Origin of the sequence: Streptomyces sp. NPDC090032 (assembly GCF_044748025.1) — a bacterium.
Lineage (GTDB): Bacteria > Actinomycetota > Actinomycetes > Streptomycetales > Streptomycetaceae > Streptomyces.
The window spans coordinates 529,781-542,762 of sequence record NZ_JBIVFF010000005.1 but is presented as its reverse complement, the minus strand read 5'-3'; the positions used below and the strand labels follow the sequence as shown (position 1 = coordinate 542,762).

Annotated in this window: 11 protein-coding genes and 3 tRNA genes; 8 read left to right on the top strand and 6 right to left on the bottom strand. The window is 71.2% G+C overall.

All coding sequences use genetic code 11. The features are described from left to right. Positions 1 to 126: 126 nt before the first annotated feature. The 3 genes from purL to purS are packed head-to-tail and all read right to left on the bottom strand — an operon-like array spanning position 127 to position 3,319. On the bottom strand, positions 127 to 2,376 hold the full coding sequence (gene purL / locus ACIPWY_RS15240; protein ID WP_393699076.1) for a phosphoribosylformylglycinamidine synthase subunit PurL: 2,250 nt from the start codon (positions 2,374 to 2,376) through the stop codon (positions 127 to 129). Continuing rightward, a complete protein-coding gene (purQ, locus tag ACIPWY_RS15235; RefSeq protein ID WP_362908450.1) occupies positions 2,373 to 3,056 on the bottom strand; it encodes a phosphoribosylformylglycinamidine synthase subunit PurQ in 684 nt (227 codons plus the stop codon). Before purQ ends, purL begins: the two co-directional genes overlap by 4 nt. Beyond that, a complete protein-coding gene (gene purS / locus ACIPWY_RS15230; protein ID WP_362908451.1) occupies positions 3,053 to 3,319 on the bottom strand; it encodes a phosphoribosylformylglycinamidine synthase subunit PurS in 267 nt (88 codons plus the stop codon). The genes purQ and purS overlap by 4 nt, the downstream gene beginning before the upstream one ends. A 328-nt stretch (positions 3,320 to 3,647) precedes the next feature. Here purS and ACIPWY_RS15225 point away from each other — a divergent pair, with 328 nt between their 5' ends. The 8 genes from ACIPWY_RS15225 (at position 3,648) to ACIPWY_RS15190 (ending at position 8,210) form a co-directional block, all read left to right on the top strand. Next, positions 3,648 to 3,989 carry an Lsr2 family protein gene (locus ACIPWY_RS15225; protein WP_362908452.1) on the top strand — a complete coding sequence of 114 codons (342 nt, stop codon included), beginning with the start codon at positions 3,648 to 3,650 and terminating at the stop codon, positions 3,987 to 3,989. A gap of 111 nt (positions 3,990 to 4,100) precedes the next feature. After that, positions 4,101 to 4,172, top strand: a tRNA-Gly gene (locus ACIPWY_RS15220). A gap of 79 nt (positions 4,173 to 4,251) precedes the next feature. Then, positions 4,252 to 4,327 (top strand) — tRNA-Gly (locus ACIPWY_RS15215). A gap of 124 nt (positions 4,328 to 4,451) precedes the next feature. Beyond that, complete coding sequence (locus ACIPWY_RS15210) at positions 4,452 to 5,423, top strand: ABC transporter ATP-binding protein (RefSeq protein WP_393699080.1); 972 nt, start codon at positions 4,452 to 4,454, stop codon at positions 5,421 to 5,423. Beyond that, positions 5,420 to 6,229, top strand: a complete 810-nt coding sequence (locus ACIPWY_RS15205) for an ABC transporter permease (protein WP_393699082.1) — start codon at positions 5,420 to 5,422, stop codon at positions 6,227 to 6,229. Before ACIPWY_RS15210 ends, ACIPWY_RS15205 begins: the two co-directional genes overlap by 4 nt. A gap of 17 nt (positions 6,230 to 6,246) precedes the next feature. Then, a complete protein-coding gene (locus ACIPWY_RS15200) occupies positions 6,247 to 7,506 on the top strand; it encodes a sensor histidine kinase (RefSeq protein ID WP_393699084.1) in 1,260 nt (419 codons plus the stop codon). After that, a complete protein-coding gene (locus ACIPWY_RS15195; protein WP_100598940.1) occupies positions 7,503 to 8,111 on the top strand; it encodes a response regulator transcription factor in 609 nt (202 codons plus the stop codon). The genes ACIPWY_RS15200 and ACIPWY_RS15195 overlap by 4 nt, the downstream gene beginning before the upstream one ends. A gap of 23 nt (positions 8,112 to 8,134) precedes the next feature. Then, a tRNA-Gly gene (locus tag ACIPWY_RS15190) sits at positions 8,135 to 8,210 on the top strand. A gap of 57 nt (positions 8,211 to 8,267) precedes the next feature. Here ACIPWY_RS15190 and ACIPWY_RS15185 read toward each other — a convergent pair. The 3 genes from ACIPWY_RS15185 to ACIPWY_RS15175 form a co-directional block, all read right to left on the bottom strand. Next, complete coding sequence (locus ACIPWY_RS15185) at positions 8,268 to 9,164, bottom strand: phosphoribosylaminoimidazolesuccinocarboxamide synthase (protein ID WP_362908455.1); 897 nt, start codon at positions 9,162 to 9,164, stop codon at positions 8,268 to 8,270. Positions 9,165 to 9,277: 113 nt separating this feature from the next. Next, the gene (locus ACIPWY_RS15180) at positions 9,278 to 10,819 is read right to left on the bottom strand and encodes a N,N-dimethylformamidase beta subunit family domain-containing protein (protein WP_393699087.1); all 1,542 of its coding nucleotides are present in this window, start codon (positions 10,817 to 10,819) and stop codon (positions 9,278 to 9,280) included. A gap of 211 nt (positions 10,820 to 11,030) precedes the next feature. Then, the gene (locus tag ACIPWY_RS15175; RefSeq protein WP_393699748.1) at positions 11,031 to 12,908 is read right to left on the bottom strand and encodes a hypothetical protein; all 1,878 of its coding nucleotides are present in this window, start codon (positions 12,906 to 12,908) and stop codon (positions 11,031 to 11,033) included. Between the last annotated feature and the right edge of the window lie 74 nt (positions 12,909 to 12,982).

Below are 12,982 nucleotides of genomic sequence, written 5' to 3'. Positions count from 1 at the left end.
GCCCCAGCGCTGCCGAAGCTATCAGCGCCCTCGTCCGGCTGACGGCCGCCGCCTGAACACGACAGACGTCAGGCCCCACCCGGCTCCCCGGGCGGGGCCTGACACTCGTACGCGGGAGACCTGGTCTCAGGCCAGCAGCGCCGGGATCGTCGCCTCGTGGGCCTCGCGGAGTTCCGTGAGGGAGAGGGCGAACTCGCCCTGGAGGTCCACCGCGTCGCCGTCGACCACGCCGATGCGAGTGGCCGGGAGGCCGCGCGCGCCGCACATGTCGGTGAAGCGCAGCTCCTCGCTCCGCGGGACGGCGACGACCGCGCGGCCCGCCGACTCGGAGAACAGGAACGTGAACGCGTCCAGGCCGTCGGGCACAATGAGCCGGGCGCCCTTGTCGCCGAGCATCGCCGACTCGACCACGGCCTGGATCAGACCGCCGTCGGACAGGTCGTGCGCGGCGTCGATCATGCCGTCGCGGGACGCCGAGATCAGGATGTCGGCGAGCAGCCGCTCCCGCTCCAGGTCGACCTGCGGGGGCAGACCGCCGAGGTGGTCGTGGACGACCTGCGACCAGGCCGAACCACCGAACTCCTCGCGGGTGTCGCCGAGCAGGTAGAGGAGCTGGCCCTCTTCCTTGAAGGCGACCGGCGTGCGGCGGGCGACATCGTCGATGACGCCGAGCACGGCCACGACCGGCGTCGGGTGGATCGCGGCCTCGCCCGTCTGGTTGTACAGCGAGACGTTGCCGCCGGTCACCGGGGTGCCGAGGATCTGGCAGGCGTCGGCGAGACCGCGGATGGCCTCGACGAACTGCCACATGACGTCCGGGTCCTCGGGCGAACCGAAGTTCAGGCAGTCGGAGATCGCGAGCGGCTTGGCGCCGGTCGTCGCGACGTTCCGGTACGCCTCGGCGAGGGCGAGCTGCGCGCCGTGGTACGGGTCGAGCTTCGCGTAACGGCCGTTGCCGTCGGTCGCGATGGCGACGCCGAGCCCGGTCTCCTCGTCGATGCGGATCATGCCCGAGTCCTCGGGCTGCGCGAGGACGGTGTTGCCCTGCACGAAGTGGTCGTACTGCGAGGTGATCCACTTCTTCGACGCCTGGTTGGGCGACGCGACCAGCTTCAGGACCTGGGCCTTCAGCTCCTCCTTGGAGGACGGCCGCGGCAGCTTGTTCGCGTCGTCGGCCTGGAGCGCGTCCTGCCACTCGGGGCGGGCGTAGGGGCGCTCGTAGGTCGGGCCCTCGTGGGCGACCGTGCGCGGGTCGACGTCGACGATCTTCTCGCCGTGCCAGAAGATCTCCAGGCGGTCGCCGTCGGTCACCTCACCGATGACGGTGGCGATGACGTCCCACTTCTCGCAGATCTCCAGGAAGCGGTCGACCTTCTCCGGCTCGACCACCGCGCACATGCGCTCCTGCGACTCGCTCATGAGGATCTCCTCAGGAGAGAGCGTCGAGTCGCGCAGCGGTACGTCGTCCAGCTCGACGCGCATACCGCCCGAGCCGTTGGACGCCAGCTCGCTGGTGGCGCAGGAGATTCCGGCGGCACCGAGGTCCTGGATACCGACGACGAGCTTCTCGGCGAAGGCCTCCAGGGTGCACTCGATGAGCAGCTTCTCCTGGAAGGGGTCACCGACCTGCACGGCGGGGCGCTTCGAGGGCTTCGCGTCGTCGAAGGTCTCGGAGGCCAGGATGGAGGCGCCGCCGATGCCGTCGCCGCCCGTCCGGGCCCCGTACATGATGACCTTGTTGCCCGGTCCCGACGCCTTCGCGAGGTGGATGTCCTCGTGCCGCATGACACCGATGGCGCCCGCGTTGACCAGCGGGTTGCCCTGGTAGCAGGCGTCGAAGACGACCTCGCCGCCGATGTTCGGCAGGCCCAGGCAGTTGCCGTAGCCGCCGATGCCGGCGACGACGCCCGGCAGGACACGCTTGGTGTCGGGGTGGTCGGCCGCGCCGAAGCGCAGCGGGTCCACGACCGCGACCGGGCGCGCGCCCATCGCGATGATGTCGCGCACGATGCCGCCGACGCCGGTGGCCGCGCCCTGGTAGGGCTCGACGTACGACGGGTGGTTGTGCGACTCGACCTTGAAGGTGACCGCGTAGCCCTGGCCGACGTCCACGACACCGGCGTTCTCACCGATGCCGACGAGCAGCGCGTCGGACTGCGGGGCCTTCTCGCCGAACTGGCGCAGGTGGATCTTCGACGACTTGTACGAGCAGTGCTCGGACCACATCACCGAGTACATGGCGAGCTCGGCGCCGGTCGGGCGGCGGCCGAGGATCTCCACCACCCGCTCGTACTCGTCCTTCTTCAGGCCGAGTTCGGCCCAGGGGAGCTCGACGTCGGGGGTCTGTGCGGCGTTCTCAACGGTGTCGAGGCTCATGAGGCGGCGACCAGCTTCTTGAGGATCGAGGTGAAGAAGGGGAGGCCGTCGGTGCGACCGGAGCCGACGAGCGGCTCTACGGCGTGCTCCGGGTGCGGCATCAGACCGACGACGTTGCCCGCCTCGTTCGTGATGCCGGCGATGTCCCGCAGCGAGCCGTTCGGGTTGAAGTCCACGTAACGGAAGACGACGCGGCCCTCCGCCTCCAGCATGTCCAGCGTGCGCTCGTCGGCGACGTAGCGGCCGTCCATGTTCTTCAGCGGGATGTGGATCTCCTGGCCCGCCATGTAGTCGACGGTCCAGGCGGTGTCCGTGTTCTCCACGCGCAGCTTCTGGTCACGGCAGATGAAGTGCAGATGGTCGTTGCCGAGCATCGCGCCGGGGAGCAGGTGCGCCTCGGTCAGGACCTGGAAGCCGTTGCAGATACCGAGAACGGGAAGACCCGCCTTGGCCTGGTCCACGACGCTCTCCATCACCGGCGAGAACCGGGAGATGGCACCCGCCCGCAGATAGTCGCCGTAGGAGAATCCACCGGGCAGGACGACGGCGTCGACCTGCTTCAGATCCTTGTCCTTGTGCCAGAGGGCTACGGGTTCAGCGCCGGCGAGTCGGATCGCGCGCTGCGTGTCCCGGTCGTCGAGGGAACCAGGAAAAGTGACGACGCCAATACGAGCGGTCACTTTTCTGCCCCCACCGCGAGTTCTTCCACCTTCACGGTGAAGTTCTCGATCACGGTGTTGGCGAGGAACGTGTCGGCCAACTCATGGATACGGGCGAGGACGGCATCGTCGACGGGCCCGTCAACCTCGAGTTCGAATCGCTTTCCCTGACGTACGTCGGAGATGCCCTCGAAACCGAGGCGCGGCAGTGCACGCTGCACCGCCTGGCCCTGGGGGTCGAGGATCTCCGGCTTGAGCATGACGTCGACTACGACGCGTGCCACTGGCACTCCCGGTGTGTGGTGCTGAGCAGGTCCCTTCAGACTACCCGGACAAAATTTCTACTCGCGTAGACCGTAGGAAGCTACGAGAGCCGCATCACGTTACTGCAACAGCGCGGTGATCCCGTGGAAAATCCGGGGAAAGATTTCGGAGACCCATTGCCTCCGGACACGCGGGCGGATTTAGTCGGTCTTCACAATGCAATGCCGGGCAAGGTAAAAAGGGAAATGGCGAAAGCGGGCAGTTCGCCTGTCCTTTGCCCCATAACAGCCGGACAGTCGACATCGGCGCACGTCAAGGCGTAGATGTCGCACGAAGGGACCGATATTCGTGGCGCAGCGTGTCGTAGTCACTCTCTCCGACGACATCGACGGCGGAGAAGCCGCAGAAACGGTCGTGTTCGGTCTCGACGGCAAGTCGTACGAGATCGACCTGAATCCAGCCAATGCCAAGAAACTGCGCACGGCGCTGGCCCCCTTCCTCCAGGCCGGCCGCAAGCAGACCGGCTCGGGCAGGGCCTCCTCGGGCAAGACCGTCAGGAGCTTCAAGCACACCGCGGTGTCCGCCGACCCGGCGGCCGTCCGCGCCTGGGCGCGCTCGCACAAGATGGACGTCCCGCCGCGCGGCCGCATCCCCAAGCGGGTCTACGAGGCGTTCGAGGCGGCCAACTGACCCCCTCCGGCAGCCCGCAGAGCAGCCGACTTGCGCTGCACCCCTGTTGATCAGCTAAAGTCTGGAGCACGCCGAGGGGCGAGGCCGAAACGCCGAACCTCACGGAGTCTTGCGGGTGTAGTTCAGTAGTAGAACATCCCCCTTCCAGGGGGAAGGCGCAGTGTGCAATTCCTGTCACCCGCTCTGCATCGCGTACCAACCACTCTTCGGAGTGCGGTAGGCTGGTGCTCGCGCCGATCGATGAGAGTCGATCGGAGGCAGTGCGAACGTAGCTCAGTTGGTAGAGCGCAACCTTGCCAAGGTTGAGGTCGCGAGTTCGAACCTCGTCGTTCGCTCCAGTTGAAGGCCCCGGTCCATCGGACCGGGGCCTTCTGCATGTCCGCGACCCGCTCTGACATTTGTCATGCGGTTCGGTGACAGCGCGCACTGCTCCTCGCCTCGGCGCCAGGAAAGGCTCGGAGCATGGAAACGAACGAGCGCGTGATCGACGTCACCGATCTGCGACGCGTGTACGGGGGCTCGTACGAGGCGGTGCGCGGAGTGACCTTCTCCGTCGCCCGAGGAGAACTCTTCGCCCTCCTCGGCACCAACGGCGCGGGCAAGACCTCCACCGTCGAACTCCTAGAAGGACTCGCCGCCCCGGCCGGCGGCCGTGTACGGGTCCTCGGGCACGACCCGTACACGGAACGCGACCTGGTCAGGCCGCGCGTCGGGGTCATGCTCCAGGAAGGCGGCTTTCCGTCCGAGCTGACCGTCGCCGAGGCCGTCCGGATGTGGGGCGGATGCACGAGCGATGCCCGGCCCGCCGGTGAGGCCCTTGAGCTCGTCGGGCTCGAACGGCGGTCCCGGGTCCGCGTGAAGCAGCTGTCCGGCGGCGAGAAACGGCGCCTGGACCTGGCGCTCGCGCTGCTCGGCCGGCCCGAGGTCCTCTTCCTCGACGAGCCCACCACCGGCCTCGACGCCGAGGGGCGGCGCGCCACCTGGAACCTGGTGCGCGAGCTGCGCGCCGAGGGCACCACCGTGCTGCTGACCACCCACTACCTCGAAGAGGCCGAGGAGCTCGCCGACCGGCTCGCCATCCTGCACGAGGGGCGGATCGCCGCCGAGGGCCGCGTCGACGAGGTCGTCGCCGCCCAGCCCTCGCACATCTCCTTCGAACTTCCCGACGGCTACTTCCCCGGCGACCTCCCGCCGCTCGCCGAGCTCGGCGTCAGCGGCCACGAGACGGACGGCCGCACCATCCGGCTGCGGACCGGCGAGCTCCAACGGGCCGCCACCGGGCTCCTGTTGTGGGCCAGGGACGCCCGGGTCGAGCTGCGGGGGCTCGATGTGCGCAGCGCTTCCCTCGAAGAGGCGTTCCTGCGGATCGCGCAGGACGCGCGTACGGAAACCATGGCCGGCACGGAGAACAGGGACGAGGTGGCGGCGCGATGAGCGCGGTCGTGACGGACAAGGCGATGCCCGCGGTCACGGGCGGCACGACGGCCGCAGGGCGGATGCGGGCGCTCGCCCGCGCGGAGCTGACGCTGATCGGGCGCAGCAAGGGCACGCTCTTCACCGCGGTGTTCGTGCCGCTGGTGCTGCCGTTCAGCGTGGGCTCGTCGGTCGACAGCATGGACCTGAAGGGTGCGGGGCTCACCGTCGGCTCGGTGCTGCTGCCGTCCGCGATCGGCTTCTCCCTCCTCTTCGCCGTCTACAGCGCGCTGGTCGGCGTGTACGCGGCGCGGCGCGAGGAACTCGTCCTCAAGCGGCTGCGTACCGGTGAGCTGCGGGACGGGGAGATCCTCGCGGGCGCCGCGGTGCCCTCCGTCGCCATCGGCCTCGCGCAGAGCCTCGTCCTCGTCGCCGCCTGCACGGCGTTCCTCGACGTGGGAGCTCCGCAGGCGCCGTACTACGCCGTGCTGGGGCTGCTGCTGGGGCTGGTGATGTGGCCCGCGCTCGCCGCCGTCACCGCGAGTTTCAGCAAGAGCGTCGAGAGCGCGCAGGTCGCGGCCATGCCGCTGCTGCTCCTCTCACTGCTCGGCTCCGGCACCGTCGTACCGCTCGAAGTCATGCCGGACCGTCTCGCGTCGATGTGCGAACTGCTGCCCCTCACACCGGTGATCACCCTCGTACGGGGCGGCTGGACCGGGGACCTCTCCGCGTACGACGCCCTGGGCGCCGTCGCCACCGCTGTGGCCTGGACCGTCCTCGCCGTGTTTGCTGTACGACGGTGGTTCCGCTGGGAACCACGGCGTTGATCCGACGGAGCGGGGACATGAGACGGCCTGGCGCGTGGTGGCGGGGGAAGAGCACCCCGGCGAAGGTGGAGACGTACACACGGTGGTCTCTGCACTCCTTCGGGCTCGTCGAGATCTGCTGGCTCGGGCCGCTCGCCTTCGGTGAGGTGCCGGCCGTGCTCGCCTGGTCCCTGTTCCTCGCGCTCTGTGCGCATGCCCTCTTCGGCGCGGTGACCACGTCCAGGGCGCTCGACTGGACGCGCGGCCGGCGCGAGCAGCCGGTCCGCCTCGTCATCGCGTACGGCGTCGTCACCGCCGTGATCGCCGTCGGGACGCTCGGCGTGATGATGCGGGTGCCCGCGGACGAGGAGGCCGGCACCCGCACGGCGCTCGTCCTCTTCGTCGGCATCCTCATGGTCGGCGCGGGCTGTGCCACGCCCGGGCTGCGCACCCGCAGGCGGGTGATCGGCGCGGCGCTCGGCGCGTCCCTCGGTGCCGGGGCGGCGTCCGTGCCGTCCGGGCTGCCCGCGCCCGCCGCCCTCATCACGGCGGCCACCGTGCTGTTCACCACCGCGATCTTCGCGCTGACCGCCGGATTCTCCGTCTGGCTGCTGAACGCCGTCCACGAACTCGACGGGGCCCGCGAGACCAGGGCGCGGCTCGCCGTCGCGGAGGAGCGGCTGCGGTTCGGACGCGATCTCCATGACGTGATGGGCCGCAATCTCGCCGTGATCGCGCTGAAGAGCGAGCTCGCGGTCCAGCTCACCCTGCGCGGGCGGCCCGAGGCCGTGGACCAGATGACCGAGGTGCAGCGCATCGCCCAGGAGTCACAGAAGGAAGTACGGGAGGTCGTACGCGGCTATCGCGAAGCCGACCTGTCGGCCGAACTGGCGGGCGCTCAGGGCGTGTTGACCGCCGCGGGGATCTCCTGCGAGGTGACGGGTCCGGCCGCCGAGCTGCCCGGCCCCATACAGTCCGCCCTCGGCTGGGTCGTCCGTGAGGCCACGACGAACGTGCTGCGGCACGGGGACGCCCGGCGCTGCGACATCGGCGTACGGGTGGGTCCGGACGCGGTGGTCCTGAGCGTGGAGAACGACGGGGCCGGAACGCCTGGGGCCCTGAGCGGCGGGTCGGGGCTCGCGGGGCTGCGGGAGCGCCTTGCCGAGGTCGACGGGACGCTTGAGGCCGGTGCGGTACCGGACGTGGACGGGATGTTCCGGGTGGTGGCCGAGGTGCCGCTCGCCGGGCCCACCGTGGAACAGCGGCGCGACGCCGCGTACGAAAGGAGCGCCGGGTGACCGTGCGCGTGCTGCTCGCCGACGACGAGCACCTCATCCGCGGGGCGCTCGCCGCGCTGCTCGGGCTCGAGGACGATCTGGTCGTCGTCGCCGAGGCCGCCACCGGGCCCGAGGCGCTCGCCATGGCCCGGGCGCACCGGCCCGACGTGGCCGTGCTCGATCTGGAGATGCCGGGCGCCGACGGTGTGAAGGTCGCCACAGCTCTGCGCGGTGAACTGCCCGCGTGCCGGGTCATGATCGTGACCGGTCACGGGCGCCCCGGGCATCTGAAGCGGGCCCTGTCCGCCGGGGTGCGCGCCTTCGTGCCGAAGACCGTGAGCGCCCAGCGGCTCGCCGAGATCATCAGGACCGTGCACGCGGGAAACCGTTATGTGGACCCGGAGTTGGCGGCGGACGCGATCGCCGCGGGCGACTCCCCGCTGACCGCGCGCGAGGCCGAGGTGCTCGAATTCGCCGCCGACGGGGCGCCCGTGGCGGAGATCGCGGAGCGCGCCGCGCTCTCGCAGGGGACCGTACGGAACTATCTGTCTTCCGCCGTCTCGAAGCTCGGGGCCGAGAACCGGCACTCGGCGGTGCGGCTCGCACGGGAGCGGGGTTGGGTATAGTTGCTCTCGCGCCACGGCGCAGTGCGAACGTAGCTCAGTTGGTAGAGCGCAACCTTGCCAAGGTTGAGGTCGCGAGTTCGAACCTCGTCGTTCGCTCCACAGAAAGCCCCCGGCACCTCAGGTGCCGGGGGCTTTCGCGCATCCGGCGCGCCGTCGCTACCAGCTGACGCCGGTCAGGCGCTCGTACGCCTCGATGTACTTGGCGCGCGTCGCGTCCACGACCTGCTGCGGCAGCGCGGGCGGCGGCTGCTCGCTCTTGCGGTCCCAGCCCGACTCGGGGCCTGTCAGCCAGTTCCGCACGTACTGCTTGTCGAACGACGGCTGGGCGTGGCCCGGCTCCCACTCGGCGGCGGGCCAGAAGCGGGACGAGTCCGGGGTGAGGACCTCGTCGCCGAGGATCAGCGCCTCGCCGTCGAAGCCGAACTCGAACTTGGTGTCCGCGAGGATCACGCCGCGCTCCCGCGCGATGTCCCGGGCCCGGCCGTAGACGGCGAGCGTCATCCGGCGCAGCTCGGCGGCGGTCTCCGCGCCGACCTGGCGGGCCGCCTCCTCGTAGCTCACGTTCTCGTCGTGCTCGCCGACCTCGGCCTTCGTGGCGGGCGTGAAGATCGGGGCGGGCAGCTCGGAGCCGTCGGTCAGGCCCTCGGGCAGGGCGAGGCCGCAGACCGTGCGCGAGGCGTTGTACTCGACGAGGCCGGAGCCCGTCAGATAGCCGCGGGCCACGCACTCGACGGGGACCATGCGCAGCGACTTGCAGATGAGGGTGCGGCCCTGCCAGTCGGCCGGGGCGCCGGGCGGCAGCTCGGTCGACAGGACGTGGTTGGGGACCAGGTCGGCGAGCTGGTCGAACCACCACAGCGACAGCTGCGTGAGCACACGGCCCTTGTCAGGGATGGGGGTGGGCAGCACCCAGTCATAGGCGGACATACGGTCGGAGGCGACCATCACGAGGTCGCCCGCCTCGTTCCGGTACAGGTCCCGCACCTTGCCGGTGTGGAGGTGTACCAGGCCCGGCACCTGCTGGGGTTCGGGCTTTTCGACGAATCCGGACACGGTTCCTCCCCGTGGATATGTACGAGTGCACCTGATTCTCGCTCATACGGGGATGAGTTTTGGCCACGGGTCCGGTGGGCGGCAGCGGCGGGGCCGGGTCGGGGCGCGGCTGGTCAGTCGCGTTTGCAGATCCGGTCGAGGAGGTTGGCCGTCGCGCGCTGGATCCGCGGGTCGACATGGCCGGGGCGGTCGAGGGCCGGGGACCAGGCGAACGTGCCGGACGCGAAGACCAGCGATCCGGACGGCGCCCGGTACAGGGACGTCTCCTGGTGACGCGGCGCCCGCTCGCTGTCGCGGTAGGGCGAGTGGGCGAGCAGGATGCGGTCCTCGTGCTCGGGCAGCGCGGTGCGCGGGAAGTAGCGGTCGGCCTCGCCCGCGACCAGGCCGTCGATCTCGTCGCCCTCGTGCGCCCCGGTGGCCTCCCACAGCCAGTGGTCGGCATTGCGCACGACGAGGGGGTGCGGCTCCGGGACCCGGCCCGCGTACTGGATGCCCATGAGCTGCTGCTCGGGACGGTCGATCTCGCGCCACAGGGCCGACTTCCCGGGCGCTCTGCGCTTGTGGCAGGTGAGCAGCCGGTCCGGCACGCCGGACGGGGACGGGCCCAGCTCCACCTGCCAGTACATGGTGTTGGCGGAGAGGAAGACGAGGGAGGTGCCGTGCTCGCGGGCCACTTCCGTGGTGCGGCGCATCGGCGTCGACCAGTACTCGTCGTGCCCGGGGAAGACGAGGCCCCGGTAGCGGGTCGGGTCGACGCGGCCCGCGTGCAGGTCGCGGGCGTCCGCGTACGCGAGGTCGTAGCCGTACCGCTCGGCCCAGCGGATGAAGTCGTAGGCGTGGCCCACGTGCAGGGGGAGGCCCGCGCCCGCGTACGGGCGGTCGAAGGAGACCGTCGTCGCCGCGTCACCCTCGCCGAGCAGCCGGCCCTCCTCGTCCCACGCGTGGTAGAGACTCGCCCCCGTGTGCCCGTCCTCCGGGTAGAGGTTGTACGCCTGCCAGGTCACGTCCGGCAGGAGCAGGAGGAGGTCGGCGGGGCGGCTGTCGCGGACCGTGAAGGGGACGTGAGAGCGGTAGCCGTCGACGGTGGTGAGGACGGCCACGTACGCCCCCACGTTCCAGTACGACGGGATCTGCAGGCGCCAGGACAGCCACCAGTGGTGACAGGAGACCGTGCGGTCCGCGGTGAGCGGGGGCGGCTGGACGATGCCGGAGAGCCGCGGACTGGTGATGATCTTGCTGGCGCCGTCTCCGCCGTAGTGGCCGATCCGGTAGATGTCGACGCTGAACTGCTGGGGCGGGTCCACCGTGATGTGGAAGTCGATCGCCTCGCCGGGCGCGGCCGCTCCGGTCGACGTGAAGCCCTTGATCTGGCGGTGCACGTCGTCGGCCACGCGGGGGCCGCCGGTGCGGGGATTCGGGATGCTGGTCGCGATGTCGCTCGCGCCGGGCTGAGGGACGTGGTCGACGTACCAGGGGACCACGTGTCCCGTGTCGTCGAAGTAGTGCTCGCTGCCGCGCAGCCATGGCAGCGGGCCCTGGCCGAAAGGATCGCTCACGGCGTGGGCCAGCGCTCCGGACTCCCAGCGTCGGATGGTGCGGGGTGAGCGCGCGTGGTCCGGCCGTCCGGCCTTCTGCCCCTCCCGTTCCGGCCCCATGCCCGCTCCCCTCCCTCGCTCCCCCGAGCCCTCGTACGCCGTCTGTCAGCGACGGGCCCCAGCACATCACATTACGCACGCACTCCGTCACCGTTCGTCGCGAATTGACGTGAACGGAACCCGAGCCTCCGGGGGTTGAGGGTTTGAGCGGTGCGGATGCGTGCCGCGTGAGGGGCGCAGGGTGGGGGTGTGCCGCGTCTTCCGTCGCGCCCTACACCAGGCGGACCGGCTTCTCGGGGCGGATGCCGAGGCGGGCGAGCCAGGCGCGCAGAGGCTCCGGGTCTCCCTCCTCCACGAGGCTCAGCACACGCGGGGTCAGGTCCTTGGCGCGCTCCCCGTCGACCAGGAGCGAGGGGCCGTCCAGCCAGTCGAGACCAGGGGTGGCTCCGGCCGTGTCCACGGCGGCGCAGCACACCATCGCCGTGACGTGATCGGCCACCAACTCCCGTCCTGTACGCGGCGGTTGGAGCGGGAAGAGCGGGAGCACGCTCTCGTCCCACAGCGCCTCGTCGGGCCCTTGTCCGGCGGCGGGCACGGGCGGGGCGGGGCGCTCGCTCTCCTCTCGGGCCGACTCGGCACTCAGGCCGGCGGCGAGCAGCGCGGTGGGGGTGTCCTCACGGTCGTCGGGGTCCTCGGGGTCCTCCGCGTCGTCGAGGTCGTCGTCGTGGGCTTCGGGGGCGTCCTCGCGAGCTTCGGGGGTGGGGGAGCCGGAGTCGGCGCCGGCGGGGTCCGCCAGTGCCACCGGCTCCACGGAGTCCCCGGCCTCTACGGAGTCCCCGGCGCGCGTCGCCGTCGCGAGGTGGTCCATCACCCGGGCGAGTGTCGGGCCGTCCGGGTCGGGGGACGCCGGATCAGCACAGCCGCGTACGCCGAGTGCGTCGAGGACGCGGTGGAGACGCGCCGCGTCCATGCGCCACTTGCGGTCCACGACCTCGTCCGGATACTCCTGCCAGTCGACCGGCGCCCAGTCGGGGCCCGGCTCGGCGGGGCCTCCGTGGAACAGCCGGGCCGCGAGCAGCGACGCCGCCTCGTCCACCAGGCCCGGCTCCTCCAGCAGATCGCAGGCGGGCCGCTCCCCGAGCCGGGAGGCGAACCCCTCGGCGAGGCGGTCGCGCCGGGACAGCTCGGTGAGAGCGGCCACGACGCCCACGTCCAGGCGGGAGGGCCAGCGCCCCATGCGCCAGGCGGGCAGCGCGACCCGGGTGAGGAGCCGGTCCCAGCCCGCGTAGGCCAGGCCGACCTGCTCCTGGGCGACGATCCGCACGCCGTAGTCCACAGTCTGTGCACGCTCGGCGGCGGCCGCCGCGACCCCGCGCTCCATCTCGCCCGCGTACTCCCGGCAGCTGCGCAGCAGCAGGCGCGCGACCCAGCCGACGCCGCCGAGCACCACCCGCCCCAGCGGACCGCGACCGGGCGCCGACGCGACGGCGACCGCCGCGTCCAGGCCCCGCACGAAGCGGCGCGCGGCCGCTATGTCCGGGTGCGCCGACGGCCCTGTACCGGCGACGACCGGGGCGAGGACGGCGCGCAGCTCGCCCACGCGCATCCACCACAGGAAGGGGGAGCCGATGACCAGGACCGGCGCGGCCGGAACCCGGCCCCGGCCCGCACCGCCGGCCCGGATACCCGAACCGTCGGCGTCCCGCGGGATACGGCCCTCGTCGTCCTTGGGTCTGGGCGGTCCGTGCGCGGGATGCGTACGGTCCTCCAGCCAGCTGTCGCAGTCCGGGGTGAGCGCTATGGCGGAGGGGGCCGGGACGTCGAGCCGGTCGGCCAGGTCGCGCACCAGGCGGTAGAGATCGGGGGCCCGCTCCTCGGCGATCGGCACCGTCGGGCTGACGGCCGGGCGGGCCCGGGCCACCACGAGGGCGATGCCCGCCGCGGCGGCCAGGACGACCAGGGCGACGACCGTCACGATCCACCGCGCCGTCCGCCAGCCGTCGCCTGCCATGTGCCCGGTGGCGGCGCCCGCGGCCAGCACGACCGCGAAGGCCGCGGGCAGCAGGGCGACGGCCAGCGCTCTGCCGCGGATACGCAGCACCGCGAGAGCCCGGGAGCGCGCGGACTGCGCGCCCATCTCCGCACCCATACCGGACACGACCGATGTCACCCCCTGCTGCCTATGTTGCCTGCACCCATGGCTCTGTCCATGCCCCCACTGTG

What these genes read in the sequence shown, in the direction of transcription:
- ACIPWY_RS15200 (WP_393699084.1), top strand. Translation starts at nt 6,247, where the DNA reads ATGAGACGGCCTGGCGCGTGGTGGCGGGGGAAGAGCACCCCGGCGAAG.
- purL (WP_393699076.1), bottom strand. Translation starts at nt 2,376, where the DNA reads ATGAGCCTCGACACCGTTGAGAACGCCGCACAGACCCCCGACGTCGAG.
- ACIPWY_RS15205 (WP_393699082.1), top strand. Translation starts at nt 5,420, where the DNA reads ATGAGCGCGGTCGTGACGGACAAGGCGATGCCCGCGGTCACGGGCGGC.
- ACIPWY_RS15210 (WP_393699080.1), top strand. Translation starts at nt 4,452, where the DNA reads ATGGAAACGAACGAGCGCGTGATCGACGTCACCGATCTGCGACGCGTG.
- ACIPWY_RS15175 (WP_393699748.1), bottom strand. Translation starts at nt 12,908, where the DNA reads ATGGGTGCGGAGATGGGCGCGCAGTCCGCGCGCTCCCGGGCTCTCGCG.
- ACIPWY_RS15180 (WP_393699087.1), bottom strand. Translation starts at nt 10,819, where the DNA reads ATGGGGCCGGAACGGGAGGGGCAGAAGGCCGGACGGCCGGACCACGCG.